Annotated in this window: 14 protein-coding genes; 5 read left to right on the forward strand and 9 right to left on the reverse strand. The window is 74.0% G+C overall.

Annotated features, from left to right (window positions below; all coding sequences use genetic code 11):
• Positions 1–62: 62 nt before the first annotated feature.
• The gene (locus ASC82_RS16035) at positions 63–935 is read right to left on the reverse strand and encodes a GntR family transcriptional regulator (protein WP_056647802.1); all 873 of its coding nucleotides are present in this window, start codon (positions 933–935) and stop codon (positions 63–65) included.
• Positions 936–1,129: 194 nt separating this feature from the next.
• Here ASC82_RS16035 and ASC82_RS16040 point away from each other — a divergent pair, with 194 nt between their 5' ends.
• Together ASC82_RS16040 and ASC82_RS16045 are read left to right on the forward strand one after the other, a co-directional pair.
• Positions 1,130–2,005 (forward strand): (2Fe-2S)-binding protein, encoded by an 876-nt coding sequence (locus tag ASC82_RS16040; RefSeq protein WP_056648618.1) that lies wholly within the window; start codon positions 1,130–1,132, stop codon positions 2,003–2,005.
• A gap of 204 nt (positions 2,006–2,209) precedes the next feature.
• The gene (locus tag ASC82_RS16045) at positions 2,210–3,382 is read left to right on the forward strand and encodes a DUF2637 domain-containing protein (RefSeq protein WP_056647805.1); all 1,173 of its coding nucleotides are present in this window, start codon (positions 2,210–2,212) and stop codon (positions 3,380–3,382) included.
• Positions 3,383–3,416: 34 nt separating this feature from the next.
• Here the strand turns inward: ASC82_RS16045 and ASC82_RS16050 are convergent, their stop codons facing one another.
• The 4 genes from ASC82_RS16050 to ASC82_RS16065 form a co-directional block, all read right to left on the reverse strand.
• The gene (locus ASC82_RS16050) at positions 3,417–3,821 is read right to left on the reverse strand and encodes an ATP-binding protein (RefSeq protein WP_056648620.1); all 405 of its coding nucleotides are present in this window, start codon (positions 3,819–3,821) and stop codon (positions 3,417–3,419) included.
• 97 nt (positions 3,822–3,918) lie between these two features.
• Positions 3,919–5,661 carry a pyruvate dehydrogenase gene (locus ASC82_RS16055; protein ID WP_056647808.1) on the reverse strand — a complete coding sequence of 581 codons (1,743 nt, stop codon included), beginning with the start codon at positions 5,659–5,661 and terminating at the stop codon, positions 3,919–3,921.
• A 41-nt stretch (positions 5,662–5,702) separates the two neighbouring features.
• Positions 5,703–7,169 carry a protein phosphatase 2C domain-containing protein gene (locus tag ASC82_RS16060; RefSeq protein WP_056647811.1) on the reverse strand — a complete coding sequence of 489 codons (1,467 nt, stop codon included), beginning with the start codon at positions 7,167–7,169 and terminating at the stop codon, positions 5,703–5,705.
• 149 nt (positions 7,170–7,318) lie between these two features.
• Positions 7,319–11,080, reverse strand: coding sequence for a S8 family serine peptidase (locus tag ASC82_RS16065; protein WP_056647814.1), 3,762 nt, complete (start codon positions 11,078–11,080; stop codon positions 7,319–7,321).
• A 231-nt stretch (positions 11,081–11,311) separates the two neighbouring features.
• On the opposite strand from ASC82_RS16065, the gene ASC82_RS16070 reads away from it, so the two are divergent.
• The gene (locus tag ASC82_RS16070) at positions 11,312–12,295 is read left to right on the forward strand and encodes a LuxR family transcriptional regulator (protein ID WP_056647817.1); all 984 of its coding nucleotides are present in this window, start codon (positions 11,312–11,314) and stop codon (positions 12,293–12,295) included.
• A gap of 277 nt (positions 12,296–12,572) precedes the next feature.
• Positions 12,573–13,055 carry a DUF456 domain-containing protein gene (locus ASC82_RS16075; protein ID WP_056647819.1) on the forward strand — a complete coding sequence of 161 codons (483 nt, stop codon included), beginning with the start codon at positions 12,573–12,575 and terminating at the stop codon, positions 13,053–13,055.
• Between the two features lie 30 nt (positions 13,056–13,085).
• On the opposite strand, the gene ASC82_RS16080 is transcribed toward ASC82_RS16075, so the two are convergent.
• The 3 genes from ASC82_RS16080 to ASC82_RS16090 form a co-directional block, all read right to left on the reverse strand.
• The gene (locus ASC82_RS16080) at positions 13,086–14,429 is read right to left on the reverse strand and encodes a DNA-3-methyladenine glycosylase 2 family protein (RefSeq protein ID WP_056647822.1); all 1,344 of its coding nucleotides are present in this window, start codon (positions 14,427–14,429) and stop codon (positions 13,086–13,088) included.
• A 103-nt stretch (positions 14,430–14,532) separates the two neighbouring features.
• Positions 14,533–15,651, reverse strand: coding sequence for a ribosome small subunit-dependent GTPase A (gene rsgA, locus ASC82_RS16085; protein ID WP_056647825.1), 1,119 nt, complete (start codon positions 15,649–15,651; stop codon positions 14,533–14,535).
• A 214-nt stretch (positions 15,652–15,865) separates the two neighbouring features.
• Entirely contained in the window at positions 15,866–16,882 is a 1,017-nt protein-coding gene (locus ASC82_RS16090) for a hypothetical protein (RefSeq protein ID WP_056647828.1), read from the reverse strand.
• A gap of 142 nt (positions 16,883–17,024) precedes the next feature.
• On the opposite strand from ASC82_RS16090, the gene ASC82_RS16095 reads away from it, so the two are divergent.
• Positions 17,025–17,441, forward strand: coding sequence for a VOC family protein (locus ASC82_RS16095; RefSeq protein WP_056648622.1), 417 nt, complete (start codon positions 17,025–17,027; stop codon positions 17,439–17,441).
• Here ASC82_RS16095 and ASC82_RS16100 read toward each other — a convergent pair.
• Complete coding sequence (locus ASC82_RS16100; RefSeq protein WP_056647831.1) at positions 17,357–18,115, reverse strand: helix-turn-helix transcriptional regulator; 759 nt, start codon at positions 18,113–18,115, stop codon at positions 17,357–17,359. The two genes, ASC82_RS16095 and ASC82_RS16100, sit on opposite strands and share 85 nt — an antisense overlap.
• Position 18,116: the final 1 nt, after the last annotated feature.

The raw sequence follows: 18,116 nt of genomic DNA on the forward strand, positions 1-18,116 counted from the left end.
ACACCTCACGGGCGACGCGGTGCGGGCGGGCTGACGTCAACGACCTTAATGCTCTTGAGCGCTCAGTACTCCGATCCGGCGAAGTGCTCCCGTACGAGCGACTGGACGACCGGCAGGTCCTGGGCGATCAGGGCGTCGAGCAGGGCCGTGTGCTCGGCGGCGTCCGCGACGAGTTCGCCGTGGCGGAGGGCGGGGGCGCTGATCAGGGGCCACTGGGATCGCCGGTGGAGGTCGTCGGCGATGGCGAGCAGCTGCTCGTTCCCGGCGAGGGCGAGGACCGCCCGGTGGAAGGCGCGGTCGGTCTCGGCGTAGTGGGCGCGGTCGCCCCGGGCGGCGGCGGCCCCGGTCGCCTCGGCGAGCGGGCGGAGCTCGGCCCAGCGGGCGGCCGGGACGGTGCGGGCGAGCCGGAGCATCACGGGGACCTCGATGAGCGCGCGGACCTCGGCGAGCTCGGCGAGCTCGCGGGGGGTGCGCTCGGTGACGCGGAAGCCACGGTTCGGGACGACCTCGACGGCCCCCTCGACGGCGAGGCGCTGCATGGCCTCGCGGACGGGGGTGGCCGAGACGCCGAAGCGCTCGGCGAGGGCGGGTCCCGAGTACACCTCGCCGGGGACGAGCTCGCCGCCGACGAGGGCGGTGCGGAGGGCTTCGAGGATCTGGTCGCGGACGGAGTGCCGCTGGACGGGCCGCGGGGCGGGGACGGGGACGGAGGTGGGGACGGAGGCGGGCCGGGGCGCCGCCGAATCGCCGTGCGCGTGCTCGCCATGCGTGCGCTCGCCGTGCGTGTGCTCGCCGCGGGCCTGCTCGGCGCTGCGGCCGGGCTCGGCGCCGCGGGCCTGCTCGACGCCGCGGGCCTGCTCCGGTACGCGTGCGGAGTCGCCGGACGGCGGGTACGGCCTCTCCGTCGCCCGCTCGCGCGCTGCGCCCTGCTCCACCCGGGTCCTCCTGCGGCATCGTGCCGGGCCCGGCTCGCGATACCCGGGTCCCCTGTGCACCATAGGCGAACGGACCGACATATGGGGCGCGGGGGCTGCCCCGCGGGCGGGTGCGGGCCGCGCGGTGGTGAGAGCCGATCGAGATTCGGGTAAGGTAAGGCTAACCTGCTAACGATCGCGATTCGGTGGTCCGCATGACCGTCCCCGCTCTGCTGCCCGCACCCCTCGCCTCGCCCGTCGCGGCCTCCTACGCCCGGCTCGCCGAGGTCTTCTCCGGCCTGCGGATAGAGGAAGCGGTCCGGGACGAACGGCTGCCGCGCGGCGCGGGCTGGGTCGGCGCCGAAGAGCTCGCGGCCGGCGGATCCGCCCTCGACGCCTTCCTCGCCTGGGACAACGCCCAGGTCCTGCGCGACTACGGCACCCAGGCCCGCCCCGACGTCGTCGCGAGCTTCGGACTCCACCGCTACGCCTGGCCCGCCTGCCTCCTCGTCACCGTCCCCTGGTTCCTGCACCGGCGGGTGCCCCGGCTGCCCGCCGCGAACGTCTCGTTCCAGCGCGCGCTCGGCCGCATGTCCGTCCGCGTCGAGGAGTTCGCCTGCCTGCCCGGCGACCCCGCCGCCGACCTGCCCGGCGCCCGGGTCGTCGCCGACGAGGAGGCGCTGCGGACCGAGGTGCGCGCCTCGCTCGCCGAGCACTTCGAGGCGATCCTGGGCGGCTTCGGCCCCCGGATGAAGCGCGGCCGCCGGGCCCTGTGGGGCATGGCCACGGACGAGATCGTCGAGGGCCTCTGGTACATCGGCGCCCTGCTCGGCGAGGAGGGGCGGGCGATGGCCGAGCTCGAACTCCTCCTGCCGGGCACCACCGCCACCCGCAAGCAGCACAAGCCGTACGCCGGATCGGCCGGCTTCCGCGAGCTCACCGGCGCCGAGGGCCCTGACGGCGCCCCCCGCGCCACCCGCGACCGGGCGACCTGCTGCTTCTTCTACACGCTGCGCCCCGAGGACACCTGCCTCACCTGCCCGCGCACGTGCGACACGGAGCGCGTCCGTCGCCTGGCCGCGACCGCCTGAGGCTCCCGGGTGATTACGCCACCCGGACGGGTGGCGTAAATCGAACCCAACCCCCCTTCCCTGCACGGGTGTTCGACCAGATGGCACCTATTCGTATGCCCTGGGACCCCGATGGCGTGCTCTTGCCCCGAAACCGCTTGAGCGCCGCGCGGGGTCGGCCAGTATGGGCCGCCAAACGCCCTACTGCGATGCAAGGGACACCGCATGAGACTGACCGACATATCGCTGGACTGGCTGCTTCCGGGCGGCGTGATGGTGGCCGGGGTCCTGACGGCGGTGGCGGTGCTCGCGCGCGGGAAGCGCGCCGGTGACCAGGCCGCGGCCGAGGACTCCTGGGAGCGCAACGAGGAACGCCGCAGACGCAAGGAGGCGGTGTACGGGACGGCTTCCTACGTCCTGCTCTTCTGCTGCGCCGCGGTCGCCGCGGCGCTCTCCTTCCACGGACTCGTCGGCTTCGGCCGGCAGAACCTCAACCTCTCCGGGGGCTGGGAGTACCTCGTACCCTTCGGCCTCGACGGCGCCGCCATGTTCTGCTCGGTCCTCGCCGTCCGCGAGGCCAGCCACGGCGACGCGGCGCTCGGATCGCGGCTCCTGGTCTGGCTGTTCGCCGGCGCGGCCGCCTGGTTCAACTGGGTGCACGCCCCGCGCGGCCTAGGCCACGACGGGGCACCGCAGTTCTTCGCGGGCATGTCCCTCTCGGCGGCGGTCCTCTTCGACCGGGCGCTGAAGCAGACCCGCCGGGCCGCGCTCCGCGAGCAGGGCCTGGTGCCCCGCCCGCTGCCGCAGATCCGGATCGTCCGGTGGCTGAGGGCGCCCCGGGAGACCTTCGCGGCCTGGTCGCTGATGCTCCTGGAGAACGTGCGGACGCTCGACGAGGCTGTCGACGAGGTGCGCGAGGACCGGCGGGAGAAGGAGCAGAACCGGCTCCGCCGGCGCGACCAAGTCAAGCTCGACCGGGCGCGGCTCAAGGCCATCAACCGCCAGCACCGCGCCTTCGGGCTCGGCCGCGGCGGCGGCACCGACCGGCAGGTCGAGATGGCGGCACTGGGCACCGCGGGGGGCGCCGGTACGGGCTCCGGCGGCGGTTCCGGATCGGGTGCGGGCTCCGGCTCCGCGACGGCTGCCGTGCAGGCCGCCGTCGCGGAGCCCGCCATAGCGGACCCGGGACAACTGCCGCTTCGACCCCGGCCATCCCTGCAAGCCGTCAGGGGCGCTGACGCCCGCTCGGGCGACTCCCGTACCGCGGATTCCCGCGGCGCGGACTCCCGCGCGGACTCCCGGATGGTGGACCTCACCGCCGAGGACGACACCCAGACGCTGCCACGGCTCGACTCCCTGGAGCGCAAGCTCAAGGACTTGGAGCAGCAGTTCGGCTGAACGGGAATCGCACGGAATCCGGCGGGGCCGCCTCTCAGGCGGCCCCGCCGTTCAGTTCGAACCAGACCACCTTGCCCACTCCGTGTTCCTCGACTCCCCAGGAGTCGGCCAGGGCCTGGACGAGGACGAGCCCCCGGCCGTGCGTACCGTCGTCGGCGGGCGGTGCGTGCGGCGTTTCGAGCCCGGGGACGAAGTCACGGACCTCGACCCTGAGCTGCTCGGGGACGACCGTCGCGGTCACGACGGCCCCGTGGTCGGTGTGGACCAGGGCATTGGTCACCAGTTCGCTGGTGAGCAGTTCGGCCACGTCGGAGGCGCCCGGCCCGCCCCATTTCCGCAGCAGTTCGCGCAAGGCATGTCGCACCTCCGGCACCGCGGTGAGATCCGCGCATCCCACCTTCCTGAGCAATTGAGTCGGCTGTCGTGCCTCCCCGGCCATATCCCCCACCCACACGTCGTCGAACAGGCTCACGGGGATGCATGCCCCACGGGGGCGCCCGCATTCCCTCGGAGCCGGGGGACTCAGGCCTGGGGACTCAGGGCCTGGGGACGTTGCGCAGGTTGGAACGCGCCATCTGGAGCATGCGGCCCACTCCCCCGTCGAGGACGATCTTGCTGGCGGAGAGGGCGAAGCCGGTGACCATCTCGCTGCTGATCCTGGGCGGGATGGAGAGGGCGTTGGGGTCGGTGACGACGTCGACGAGGGCCGGGCCCTTGTGCTTGAAGGCGTCCTTCAGGGCGCTCGTGAGCTGCTTGGGCTTCTCGACGCGGACGCCGTAGGCCCCGGCGGCGCGCGCGATGGCCGCGAAGTCGGGGTTCTTGTTCGTCGTCCCGTAAGAGGGGAGTCCGGCCACCAGCATCTCCAACTCGACCATGCCGAGCGAGGAGTTGTTGAAGACGACGACCTTCACCGGGAGGTCGTACTGGACGAGGGTGAGGAAGTCGCCCATGAGCATGGAGAATCCGCCGTCGCCGGAGAGCGACACGACCTGCCGGCCCCGGTCGGTGAACTGCGCGCCGATGGCCTGCGGCAGCGCGTTCGCCATCGAGCCGTGACTGAACGAGCCGATGATCCTGCGGCGTCCGTTGGGCGAGAGGTAGCGGGCGGCCCAGACGTTACACATGCCCGTGTCCACGGTGAACACGGCGTCACCGTCGGCGAGTTCGTCGATGACGGAGGCGACGTACTCGGGGTGGATCGGGATGTGCTTCTCCACCTTGCGCGTGTAGGCCTTGACGACGCCTTCCAGGGCGTCGGCGTGCTTCTTCAGCATCTTGTCGAGGAAGCGGCGGTCGGTCTTGGCTCGGACGCGCGGGACGACGCAGCGCAGCGTCTCGCGGACGTCGCCCCAGACGGCGAGGTCGAGGCGGGAGCGCCGGCCGAGGTGCTCGGGGCGGACGTCGACCTGGACGATCTTCACGTCGTCGGGCAGGAAGGCGTTGTACGGGAAGTCCGTGCCGAGCAGGATCAGCAGGTCGCACTCGTGGGTGGCCTCGTAGGCGGCGCCGTAGCCGAGCAGTCCGCTCATGCCGACGTCGTACGGATTGTCGTACTGGATCCACTCCTTGCCGCGCAGGGCGTGGCCGACCGGGGACTTGATCCGCTCGGCGAACTGCATCACCTCGGCGTGCGCGCCCGCCGTGCCGCTGCCGCAGAAGAGCGTCACCCGGTCGGCCGCGTCGATCATCCGGACGAGCGCGTCGATCTCGTCGTCGCCCGGCCGGACGGTGGGGCGGGAGGTGACGAGCGCGGTCTCCACCGCCTTGTCCGGGGCGGGCAGGGAGGCGATGTCGCCGGGCAGCGAGACCACGCTGACGCCGCTGCGGCCGACGGCGTGCTGGATCGCCGTCTGGAGCAGCCGGGGCATCTGCTTCGGGTTGGAGATGAGTTCGCTGTAGTGGCTGCACTCGCGGAACAGCTGGTCGGGGTGGGTCTCCTGGAAGTAGCCGAGGCCGATCTCGCTGGACGGGATGTGCGAGGCGAGGGCCAGGACCGGGGCCATCGAGCGGTGGGCGTCGTACAGGCCGTTGATGAGGTGGAGGTTGCCGGGGCCGCAGGAGCCGGCGCAGGCGGCGAGGCGGCCGGTGATCTGCGCCTCGGCGCCGGCGGCGAAGGCGGCCACCTCCTCGTGTCGCACCTGGATCCAGTCGAGCGCGGGGGTGCGGCGGATGGCGTCGACGACCGGGTTCAGACTGTCGCCGACGACGCCGTACATGCGCTTCACGCCCGCGCGCACGAGGATGTCGACGAACTGTTCTGCGACGTTCTGTTTGGCCATGGCTCCATCAACACATGACCCGGCGCGTCACGCCTGCCGGGTTACGCCTCCCAGACGGCCACCCCCGTGCGGTCGTCGGCGTAGCCCGTCACCCTCAGCTGGGTGTCGGCGAGGAAGGCGGCGAGGCCGGGCGGCTCCTGATCGGCCCAGCGGGCGGCGAGTTCGCGGGCGAGGGCGGGTTCGCCGCGCATCGGCTCGGCGAGGCCGGGCGAGGCGAGGAGCAGGGTGTCCCCGGGGCGGGCGACGGAGGCCCGGAAGCGGAAGGGTTCGGCGGGCGGCGGGACCGGCTCCTCGACGAGCGGGCCGGGCGCGGTCGTGACGCCGAGGTTCATGGTGAGCCGGTCGCCCTCCGCGGTCTCGCCCTCGACGTCGGTCTCGGGTTCGGTCGCCCGACGCGCGGGCGGTGAGCCGAAGCCGACGACCGGGGCTCCGGTGACGGCGGTGGGTTCGGGCAGGAGCGGTTCGATGTCCTGCCAGGAGCCGTCGCGGAGCCGGAAGAGGCCGCCGCCGCCGATCCCGAAGAAGACCCGTGTGCGGCACTCGGGGTCGGCGGGGACGAGGAGGCAGCGGAGGGTCGCCGTGTACTCGTCGGGGGCGAGGCCCCGGTCGGCGGCGCGGGCGCGCAGCTTGCCGTACGTACGGTCGGTGAGCCGGTGCAGTCCGGACTTGAGGTCGCCGCGGCGGCCGGTCCTGATGTCCTCGGAGAGCCGGGCGTGGCTGCGGCCGACGGCCTCGGCGATCCACTGGCAGGCGTCGGCGGCGGCGAGGTGGGCGTCCTCGGCGGCGCGGGAGCCGGCGGCGACGGCGACGAGGACGAGCGCGGCCTCGTCGTGGCCGAAGCGGGCGGTGAGCAGGGCGTCGCGGCGGGGTTCGCCGCGGTAGCGGGCGGAGTCGCCGCGTACGGAGGCGGCCCGCAGGGTGCAGGTGCCGTAGCGGGCGCCGTCGAGGACGGTGTCGGAGACCAGTTCGGCGAGCTCGCCGGGGCGGGCGACGGGGAGGGCCGTGGGTTCGGGCTCGTAGGTCGGCGGTCTGCTGCCGACGAACCCGGCCGCCCGGGGGCGGGGCAGGGGCACCTGGACGGTGAGGTCGGCGTCGGGTGCGGTCTCGGGGCCGGTGTCGGGGTCGGTCCACGGGCCGTCGGGGTCCGTCCCCGCTTCCGCCTCCAGGTCCGTCCCCGGTACTGCCTCCTGGTCCGTCTCCGGTTCCGTCTCCAGGACCGGATCGGCCTGGGGTACGGGGGTCGGCGGGGCGGCCGGGGGCGGCGGTCCGGGGAAGGAGCGCGGCCCCGACTCGGGGGCCTCCCAGGGCGCCCGGTCGGACAGGACGGGCGGCGCCGCCGTCCGGGGGTCCTCCGCCTTCGGGTCCGGGCCGGGGCCCGGCGGGCCCGTGGTGGCACGGGGCGCCGAGGCGAAGTGGTCGTCGAGCGTGTCACCCGAGACCGTCGGGGCCGTGTCCGGCGCCGACTCGTCGTAGAGCTTGTCCCACCAGTTGTCCCCCTGCTGAGTCATGCCCTTATTGTCCACCGCGCACGGCGCCCGAAAACGGACATCAGGAAAACCGTTGCTGCGAATGAGTGACGCGAACGCGCGAAGCGAAATGAGTGGTCCGCCGGGCGGCCCCACCCCCCACGGGAAGGACGCCCGGCGGACCGTCGTGATCAGCGCACGTCGTAAGCGCGGACCACGGTCTGGGTGACGGAGTTGCCGTTGGCGTCCGTCAGTTCGGTCTTCAGGGTGACGGGCTTGCCGGTCGCGCCCGTGTGGTTCACGGTCGCGGTCCAGTCGCCGCCCTGCTGAGAGACCCGCGCTTCGGTCCAGGTCGTACCCCCGTCGTAGGAGTACGAGAGCTTGGCCGAGGTGAGCGCTGCGGGGGTGTAGCCCGCGTGACCCGTCGCGGTGAGGCCGATCTGCTGGCCGTCGGTCGCGGCGAGGGTCTTGAGTCCGTCCTCCGGAAGGTCGTACCGGGGGAAGAGAATCGGGATGCCCTGAGAATAGACGCTCTCGTCAAGCTTGGAGGTGAATTTCCACACCGAGTTGACGGACGTGGAGCGGGCCCACACCTTGCTGCCGATCTTCATGGTGTTCTGTTCGAGCGTGTACGTCCCGGCTTCGGCCGGTACCTCGAACACCCCGAACGGCCAGCCGGTCTCGCCGATGAGCTCTCCGTCGCGGCTGAGGCGGAGGTTGCCGATGTCACCGAAGGAGCCGGGCACGGCGTGGTGGGTGCCGTCGCCCCACATGGCGTTCGCGAAGCCGATGAGGTTGCCCTGCCGCTCGGAGACGAGGACCGGCTTGCCGGTGGTGTCGCGGGGCGCGGTGGGGGCGATGACACCGTCGTACCAGTTCTCGGTGCGCTTCTCGCCGGCCTTGAACGCGTGGCGGGCGCCGATCATGATCTCCCCGAACGGGAAGCTGCTGTTGACCATCTGCTGCCAGACGGTGTCACCGGCCGAGTAGTACTCGGTGCGGGTGCCGGGCGCCGGGACGGTCTCCAGCGAGCCGAAGGTGACGCCGAGGCCGTTCGGGCGGTAGGCGTCCGTGAAGTCCGTGAAGTCGGTCGCGACGCCGGCCGAGCCGTAGGTCGACTCCGTGCGGCCCAGCTGGGCGTCGCGGACCCTGTAGTCCTTGTCGCCGCGGATCGCGCCGGCCTCGGGGAAGGCGAGGCTGTAGACGTACGGGGTCTTCGCGGTGGCCTTCCAGTCGAGGGTGACCTCGCCGGCGGCCAGCTTGCCGAGGAGCGCGGTCCCCTCCGCGGAGGGGACGGAGAGGATGGGGAGGCCGAGGCCGGTGAAGCCGCCCGTCGGGTACCAGCGGCCGGGGGCCGAGTGGTACGTGACGACGGCGACGGCGCCGGCGGCCTTGGCGTCCCGGGCGAGGGTGCCCGCGCTGGTGGAGCCGTCCGGGAGCCGGACGAGGGCGACGCGGCCCTGGACGGCGGCGGCCTTCAGCTCCTCGGGGGTGCCCGTTCCGGCGTCGACGAGGCGGGCGGAGCCCGTACCGTCGAGGTTGTCGGAGCCCAGGGAGCCGGTCAGCGGGTGCAGGGCCAGGCCGTCACCGGTGCGCAGCGAGGTGATCTGCGGGGCGGCGGCGCGCCAGTAGCTGCCGAACTCGAAGTCGCCGTCGCTGACGGATCCTTCGACCGAGGCGTAGTAGCCGCGGATGGTGCGCGGGCCGGCGGCGGTGCCGGCGTGGAGCCAGGCGTCGTCCCAGGAGCGGGCGAACGCGAGGGTGGCGCCGCGGAGTTCGGAGGCCTTGTCGGTCTTCACCGACAGCTTGTGGGCCTTGCGGGCATCGAGGACGACCGTGGTGTCCTTCCTCAACTCCAGCTGCGGGCGGCCGAGGTAGCTGATCGAGTCGTTCAGCGTGGCGCCCTCTCCGGCGTCGGGGGTGGTGACGAAGGAGGAGAGGAAGTAGCTGCCGGGGCGCAGGCGGTAGACCTGGTCGGCGGCTCCGTCGTTGAAGCGGCGCTCGCCGCTGGCGTCGTCGGTGCCGATGACGTCGAGGGAGGAGGCGCCGGAGGCCGCCTTGCCCTGACGGTCGGTCAGCTTGACGCGCAGGGTGACGGTTTCGGGCTCCACGTAGAGGGAGAACGGGGTGGAGACGTGGAGGCCGCCCTCGCCGGTGGCGATCACGCGGCCGGTGACGTCGCCGTACTGGGCGCGGTCGAGGGCGGCGTCGGGAGCGAGCTCCAGCGGGACCTGGACGGTGGCGCCGGCCGGGACGGTGACGGTGCGCTTGCCGAGGCGGGCGACCGAACTCCGCACGCGGGAGCCGTCGTTGCCGGTGACCTTCTCGACGGCCAGGTTCAGGGTGACCGGGGCGTCGGAGGTGTTGGTGTACGGGACGGACACCGTGGTGCGGTCGGTCCTGTCCTGCGGCCAGTTGAAAGTGCCGCCCTGGACGGCGGAGGCGCCGAGGACCGTCTGGTCGATGGCCGACTTGACGTCGAGGCGGCCGCCGCCGACCTCGCGGACGTCGCCGGGGAGGTCGCTCTCGGCGGAGGAGACGAGGGCGGCCTTGATCTGCTGGGCGGTCCAGTCGGGGTGGCGCTGCTTGACGATGGCGGCGGCGCCCGCGACGTGCGGGGTGGCCATCGACGTACCGGACATGGACTGGTAGGCGTACACGCCGCGGCCGCCGGCGGCCGCGGCGGAGATGCCCACGCCGGGCGCGGCAATCTCGGGCTTGAGGGTGTGGTTGACGATCGTCGGGCCGCGGCTGGAGAAGTACGCGGTGGAGTCGTCGCGGTCGGTGGCGCCGACGGTGAGGACGCTGGGCGCGCAGCCGGGCGAGGAGACCGTGTTGAGGGTCGGGCCCGAGTTTCCGGCGGCGATGACGAACAACGTGCCCTCGTTCTGGGCAAGTTCCTCGGCGGCGACGCTCATCGGGTCGGTGCAGTCGGTGGGGGTGGGGTTACCGAGGCTCATGGAGACGACGTCGGCGCCCTGCGCGACGGCCCACTCCATGCCGGCGATGATCCACGAGGTGGCGCCGGAGCCGTAGTCGTTGAGGACCTTGCCGTTGAGGAGCTCCGCGCCGGGCGCGACGCCCTTCTTGGCGCCGCCGCTCGCGGCGCCGGAGCCGCCGACGGTGGAGATGGTGTGGGTGCCGTGGCCCTGGCGGTCGTCGGCGGTGTCGGAGTCGGTGAAGTTCTCCGCGGCGACGATGCGGCCCTTGAGGTCGGGGTGCTCGGCGTCGGCGCCGGTGTCGAGGACGGCGACCTTGGTGCCGGTGCCGTCGTAGCCGGCGGCCCAGGCCTCGGGGGCGTGGACCTGCTTCGTCGACTGCTCCAGGGTGGCCTGAACCTTTCGGTCGAGCCAGAGCTTCTCGATGCCGGCGGCGGAGCGGGCCTCCGGGGTGTTCACGTCGGCCCAGAAGGTGGCGGCCTGCTTCTTGTCGGCCTTGAGCGCCACGCCGTCGACGGTCTTCAGGACCTGGCCGCGACGGGCACCGCGCGGCGCGAGGGGGACGGAGCGGGCGAGGTCGGAGCCGTAGACCGCGATGAGCGGCAGCGTCGTGCTGGCGGCGTCGTCGTAGCCCTGGCGGACGAGCCCGGTGACGTTGAAGAGCTCCTCGTCGACGCGGCCCGCGGCGAGCGCGTCGGTGGCGGCCTCGGGGTAGGCGTACAGGTCCTGGCCCGAGCGGCGGGTCTGGACGAGCGGGACCGAGCCGTCCTCGCGGGGCAGCGCCGTGGCCGCCGGGTTCCCGTCGGCGTCACGGGTGACCAGGACGCGGTCGCCGGTGACCAGGGTCACCGTCGCGGTCCGGTCCCCGGCGCGGGCCGAGGCCTCGCTGCCTACCAGCGGTCGCTTGTCGGCCGTGCCGTCCTGAGGCTCATTCGCCATGGACGGCGCGACCGCGGTGACGGCCAGGACGACGGCGGTCGCCGCCCCCAGGGCCGTACGCGAAATCGGGCGCATCGCTCTCCCCATCTGATTCCGGAAAAAGGGCACAAGACACCCGTCTCCGGAGGCTGTTGGTGCTGCGGTGGCGCCACATTGGCAGAGGTGAGGGCGGTACAGGGATGATGGGCAAGGCGGGAATACGCCGTGGCCGTTTCCCGCCAGGTCACCAACGGAACGAATGCCTCCGGTGAATGCCCAGGGAAGATCCGGGGCGCCGTCGGACGTGGGGCGAGGGGTGGGGCAACCATGCTGGGAGCGATAGGGCTCGACGAACGCCAGGAGTCCGCCTACCGCGCGCTGGTCGCGCTCGGCGCGGCCGAGGTCACCGACCTCGCGCACCGGCTCGCCCTGCCCGAGCGGGACACCGAGCGGGCGCTGCGCCGGCTGGAGTCCCAGGGGCTGGCCGCCCAGTCATCGGCCAGGACCGGGCGGTGGGTGGCGGCGCCGCCGGGGGTCGCCCTGGGCGCGCTCCTCACCCAGCAGCGTCACGAACTGGAGCAGGCCGAGCTGGCGGCGAAGCTGCTCGCCGAGGAGTACCGGGCGGAGGCGGCGGAGTCCGCCGTCCACGACCTGGTGGAGGTGGTGACCGGCGCGAGCGCGGTCACCCACCGCTTCCTCCAGCTCCAGCTGGGCGCGCAGGAGGAGGTCTGCGCCCTGGTCACGGGCAAGCCGATCGCGGTCTCCGGGATGGAGAACGACGCGGAGGAGCAGGCCGCCGGACGCGGGGTGCGCTACCGGGTGGTGCTGGAGCGCGAGGTGCTCTCCCTCCCGACCGGGCTGCTCGAACTGTCGGCGGCGCTCGGCCGCGAGGAACTGATCCGGGTCGCCGACCGGGTCCCCACCAAGCTGGTGGTCGCCGACCGCTCGCTCGCCATGGTGCCGCTGACCGGGCGGGGCGCGGAGCCGGCGGCGATCGTCGTGCACGCGAGCGGGCTCCTCGAATCACTGATGGGCCTCTTCGAGTCGGTGTGGCGTGACGCGCTGCCGCTGCGGCTCGGGGCGGGCGCGCAGATCACCGAGGACGAGGCGCCGGGCCCGGACGTGATGGACCTGGAGATCCTGTCCCTGCTGCTCGCCGGCATGACGGACGCGAGCGTGGCCAAGCAGCTGGACCTGGGACTGCGGACCGTGCAGCGCCGGGTCAAGGGCCTGATGGAGCTGACCGGGGTCACGACCCGCCTCCAGCTGGGCTGGCACGCGTACGAGAAGGGGTGGGTGGCCCGCGGCTGAGGGGCGGGAGGCGCGACTGAGGGGCCCGCACGGCCCTTGGCAGAGGGCCCGCACGGGCACCGGCCGAGAGGCCCGAGCGGCCCGAGCGGCCCGCCTGCGGCACTCGGCCCGCGCAGGCACCGACTGAGAGGCCCGCGCGGCCCGCGACAGAGGGCCCGCACAGGTCCCGGCTGGGCGGCCCGCACAGGTTCCGGCTGGGCGGCCCGCGCGGGCCACCACCCCCCCGTATGCGCCGTGCGACCTGCGCGGACTCCCGTTCTGGGGGACGCTGGGCTGCGTGGGTGTGTGGCAGCTCCTGATGGTCGCGACGGTGATGCTGCTCGGCCTGTTCGGGGTGCTGACCCCCGGCGTGCCGGGAACGTGGCTGGTGTGGGCCGCGATGCTCTGGTGGTCGCTGCACGAGCGGTCGGACCTCGCCTGGATCCTGCTGGCCTCCTCGACCGGTCTGCTGCTCCTCACGCAGGTGGTCGTCTGGCAGCTCCCGCCACGCCGGTTCCGGGGCGCCGGCATCACGCGGCGGATGATCGTGTACGCGGGAGTGGGCGCCCTCCTGGGCTTCGTCCTGGTCCCGGTCCTCGGCGCGATCCCCGGCTTCGTCGGCGGGATCTACCTCGCGGAGCGGCTCCGCCTCGGCGGCCACGGCCAGGCCAGGGCCGCGACCCGGACGGTCATGCGGGCGGCCGGTACGAGCATCCTCGTCGAACTCTTCGCGTGCCTGCTGATCGTGGGGGCGTGGGCGGGCGCGGTGCTCTGGGGCTGAGCGGGCGGTGCTCCGGGGGCTCAGCGGACTCTACGGCGCGGCCCTGAGGTAGCGGGCCGCGTACGAGCGCCAGGGGCTCCACTCCTCCGTGTCCGGGACGCCCACCGGGAGCACGTCCGGGTCGCCGAGGGCCCGCATCCGGATGAGGGCGGCGGCCTCGGGGGTCACGCCGGGGACGGTGAGCAGCGCGCGCTCGGCCTCGTCGCGGTCGGCGCCCGGGTCGAGGCGTACGGCCCCGTCGGCGAGCGCGCTGGCCAGCGGCCCCGCGACAGGGTGGTCGGTGAGGTCGGCGGCGGCCGGGAAGACATGGGTGAGGCCGCCGCAGGCGGTGGCCAGGGGCGTGCCGTGCGCCTCGACGAGCCGGGCGGACTCCTCGCGTCCGAGGAGGGTCCGCAGGGCGAACTCCTCCGGGTCGGCCGTCCCCGGGGACCGTACGCCGGGCCGTGCGGTGACCTCGGCGGCGAGCCCGGGGGCCGCGCCGAGGCGCTCGGCGACCGCGTACGGGTCGGCGTCGAGGTCGAAGAGGCGGCGCAGCCGGTGCACGGCGGTGGTCAGGTCGCGGAGCTCGGTGAGGTGGATGCGGGCGTCGAGCCAGCGTCCGGCGGACCGCTCGTCGACGGAGACGACCCCGGTGCCGTACGGGAGGCGGAGCGAGCGCCGGTAGGTGCGGGCGCCGGGGGCGCCGGCGACCTCCTCGACGCGGGGCACGGCCTCGGCGGCGAGCAGGTCGAAGACCTCGCCCGCGGCGTACGGCCCCCGGTGGGCGAGCCGCAGCGGGACCCCGGCGGCGAGCGCGGTGCGGCCGCCCGCGCCGCTGCCCGCCTCGGCGCGCAGGGCGGTGGGGGTGCGGGCGTAGACGGCGCGGATGGTCTCGTTGAACTGGCGGACGCTCGCGAAGCCGGCCGCGAAGGCGATCTCGGTGACGGGCAGGCCGGTCGTCTGGAGCAGGAGGCGTGCGGTGTGCGCCCGCTGGGCGCGGGCGAGGGCGACGGGCCCGGCGCCGAGCTCGGCGGTGAGCTGGCGCTGCACCTGCCGGGTGCTGTAGCCGAGGCGTCCGGCGAGGCCGGGGACGCCCTCGCGGTCGACGACCCCGTCGCCGATCATGCGCATGGCGCGGCCGACGACGTCGGCCCGTACGTCCCACGCGGCGGAGCCGGGCACGGCGTCCGGCCGGCAGCGGCGGCAGGCGCGGAAGCCGTGGCCCTGGGCGGCGGCGGCCGTGGGGAAGAACGAGACGTTCTGCCGCTTCGGGGTGACGGCGGGGCAGCTCGGGCGGCAGTAGATCCCGGTGGTGCGGACGGCGAAGAAGAACTCGCCGTCGAACCGGGCGTCCCTGCTGCTGACCGCTTCGTAGCGGGTGTCGTCGTCCCTCACGCTTCCCAGTGTGCGGGACCCGAAGACCCCCGACTGGCGGATTTCGGACGCGGCGCTCGCGGTCCGGGAGGGGCCCCGGGACCGCGACACGCCACCCGGGGGCCTACCGGACGCGCCCGCGCTTGGCCTCCATGGCCGCGCGCCCCTCCGCGCCCTTGCGCTTCCAGTCCTTGAGGATCTCGGAGCGCATCCGGGCGTCGGTCTTGGCCACGATCCGCTGGTTCTCGCGGAGCAGCTTGCGGTAGCTCTCCAGGCGGCGCACGGGCAGCGAGCCGTCCTCGATCGCCGCCGCGACCGCGCAGCCGGGCTCCGACTCGTGGGCGCAGTCGTGGAACCGGCAGTTCCCCGCCAGCTCCTCGATCTCGGAGAACACCTGGCCGACGCCGGTCTCGGCGTCCCAGAGCCCGACCCCGCGCAGCCCGGGGGTGTCGATGAGGACGCCCCCACCCGGCAGCACGAAGAGGTTGCGGGTGGTCGTGGTGTGGCGGCCCTTGCCGTCGACGTCACGGGCGGCCTGGACGGTCATCACGTCCGTGCCGATGAGCGCGTTGGCGAGGGTGGACTTCCCGGCGCCGGAGACGCCGAGCAGGACGGTCGTCCCGCCCGCGACGGCGGCGGCCAGCACGTCGAGGCCCTCCCCCGTGGCGGAGCTCAGGGGCACGACCGGGACGCCGGGGGCGACGGTCTCGACGTCCTCGACGAGGTAGGACAGCCCGACGGGGTCGGGCACGAGGTCCGCCTTGCTGAGGACGACGATCGGCTGCGCGCCGGACTCCCAGGCCAGGGCGAGGAAGCGTTCGATCCGGCCGAGGTCCAGCTCGACGGCGAGCGAGACGGTGATGACCGCGTGGTCGACGTTGGCCGCGAGGATCTGCCCCTCGGACCGCTGGGAGGAGGTGGAGCGCGCGAAGGCCGTACGGCGCCGCAGCAGCGCCCGTACGTAGCGGGGGTCGCTGACGCCCTCGGGGTCGACGGCGGCCCAGTCGCCGGTGCAGACGACCCGGAGCGGGTCGTGCGGGGTCACGAACGCCGTGTCGGCGCGCACGACGCCCTCGGCGGTGGCGATGTCGCACTGCCCGCGGTCGACGCGGATGACCCGGCCGGGGAGCAGTCCCTGGGCGGCGTACGGCGCGAAGGCCTCGGCCCAGCCGGCGTCCCAGCCGTGGGCGTCGAGCAGCGAGGAGGAAGAGGAGGAAGAAGTGACGGAAAGCGAGAAAGACAAGGGGGACCCTTCAAGGGGCGGCCCCGGCGGCGTGGGTGGAGAAGAAGGTCAGCCGGTGGCCACGGAGGTGACGTGAACGAATTTCTGCGTGTGGGCGAAGCCCTGCGTGACGGCAGCCATCGGTCACACCTCCTGTGTCTTTTCGCGATCTTGTACGCGGAACACCGTAGCGGGAGCGCCTCGGTGCGCGCCACGGGTTTTTTCGGCGCCTTCGTCAGACCACGAAGAGCAGGGTCAGGAAGACGGCGGTGAGGGCGGCTCCGGCCACGAGGCCCGGGGTGCCGGGGGCCGGGGTTCTGAGGCGGGGGGCCGCCGGGAGGTCGTTCGTGCGGGCGGCGGCGCGGGCGCGGGCCAGTTCGGCGGCCGGCGGGCGCGCGGGGAGGTCGACGCGCCAGGGGCGGCGCGGGTCGAGGCGGACGAGCGCCGCGCGGTGGATCCGTACGTCCTGGAGGTCGATGGGCTGCTGGACCTCGATCCGGTACGGGTCGCCCCCTTCGGGGAGGACGGTCAGGTCGAAGACGAAGTCGGTGCCGCGGGCGGTGAGGGAGTGGAGCCGGGCGGGCGCGTGGACGGCCCCTTGCCCGGAAGGGAGGCTCCGGGCCACACCGGGGCGGTGCCGCAGCCTCGCCGTTCCGAGCGCGAAGAGCACGGCGATCGTGCCGTTGAGGCCGAGCATCATGACCCAGCGCGGCCCGTCGAGCGCCGCGTGGACGAAGGCGGTGACCATGACGGCGGCGGGCGCGGCCACGAGGAGCGTCCCGGGGGCGAGGACGCGGCCCAGCAGGGCGCGGACGGGGACGCGACCGCCGTCCCGAGCCGGGCCGTTCTCCTCCGAGTCGTCCCGGGGTCGGCCCCGGCGGCTCAGCGCCCGGGCCGCTCCGGCGACGAGGAGGACGGCGCCGAGCCCGGCCAGGCCGTACCCCGCGACGACCATGTGGTCGTCCTCCCGGCCCACGAGGAGCCCGAAGGCGGCGAGCAGCACCGCGAGACCGGCCCCGGCGGGTCCCAGGAAGGGGGCCGCGAGCACGGCGGCGCCCAGGGCCGTGGGCGCCGCGAGGAAGAGCGCCCCGCCCGCGAGCTGGTTCGTGCCGCAGCCCTCGCTGTCGCAGGTCCAGCGGACACCCGAGCGCTCGGTGGCGTACACGTGACAGAGGAACCAGGTCTGCCAGAACAGCAGGACGGCGACGGCGGCCCAGGGCCAGGACGTCCTTCCGTACGCGCGCGTGGTCATGGACCGACGGTAGCCCGCGGGCCCGACGGTCCGAGGGGCCGGGGCGGGGGTCGGTTCGACCGGCCGGCGCGCGCGTCCGATTCGTACAAGACCGCGCGGTCCGGCAGCGCCTAGCGTGCGAAGCATGGACACAGCACCCCGCATCACGCCCCGTCTGGACCTCGTCGGCATCGTGGTCTCGGACATGGCCGCCTCGCTGGCCTTCTATCGCCGTCTCGGCCTGGACATTCCCGCCGGGACGGAGAACGCCCCGCACGTGGAGGCCGCGCTGCCCGGCGGGCTGCGCATCGCCTGGGACACGGAGGAGACCGTGCGCTCCTTCGATCCCTCCTGGAAGCGCCCCGAGGGCGGGAACCGGATCGAGCTCGCCTTCCGGTGCGACACGCCGAAGGACGTGGACGCGGTGTACGAGGAGCTCGTGGGCGCGGGCCACGGCGGGCATCTGAAGCCCTGGGACGCCGTCTGGGGCCAGCGTTACGCGGTGGTCCTGGACCCGGACGGCAACGGGGTGTCCCTGTTCGCGGACGCGCCGACGGACACGCCGGCCGCCGCCTCGTAAGCGCTCGGCGTCGTGCCGGCCAGGGCCCTCGTCTCGCGCGCGAGATGGGCTTGGTCGGCGCAGCCGGCGCGGAGGGCGGCATCGGCGTAGGGCACCCCGGCCCTGATCAGGGTCAGGGCGCGCTGGAGGCGGAGGATCCGGGCGAGCGTCTTGGGTCCGTAGCCGAAGGCGTCCAGGGACCGCCGGTGCAGCTGCCGGGCGCCGAGTCCGACCGCGTCGGCGGTCTCGGCGACCGGGCGGCCCGCGTCGAGGCGGGCGACGACGGCCCGCAGCAGCGGGTCGGGGGCCGGGGCGTCGGCCGCCCTGCGCAGGGCCAGGGCCTCCAGGGCCGCGGCCGGGTCGGGGGCCGCCGCGATCCGCTCGCCGAGGCGTCGCGCCACGGCCTCGCCCCAGAACGCGTCGAGAGGGACCCGCCGGTCGCACAGTTCTCGGGCCGGTACGCCGAGGATCGCGGGTGCTTCTCCGGGGGCGAAGCGGATCCCCGCGTACCGCGTGACGGTCTCGCCCGGGACGTACGGCCGCGTGTCGGGCCCGGCGACGAGGAGCCGGCCGTCGGCCCAGATCAGGTCCATGCAGCCGTCGGGCAGGACGGGACGAGCCGGACGCGAGACCCCCGCCAGGGTCCTGGTCCACAGGACGGCTCCGGTCAGCAGAGCCGGGCGTTCCTCGTACATC

The organism is Streptomyces sp. Root431 (genome assembly GCF_001426585.1).
Taxonomy (GTDB): Bacteria; Actinomycetota; Actinomycetes; order Streptomycetales; family Streptomycetaceae; genus Streptomyces; species Streptomyces stackebrandtii.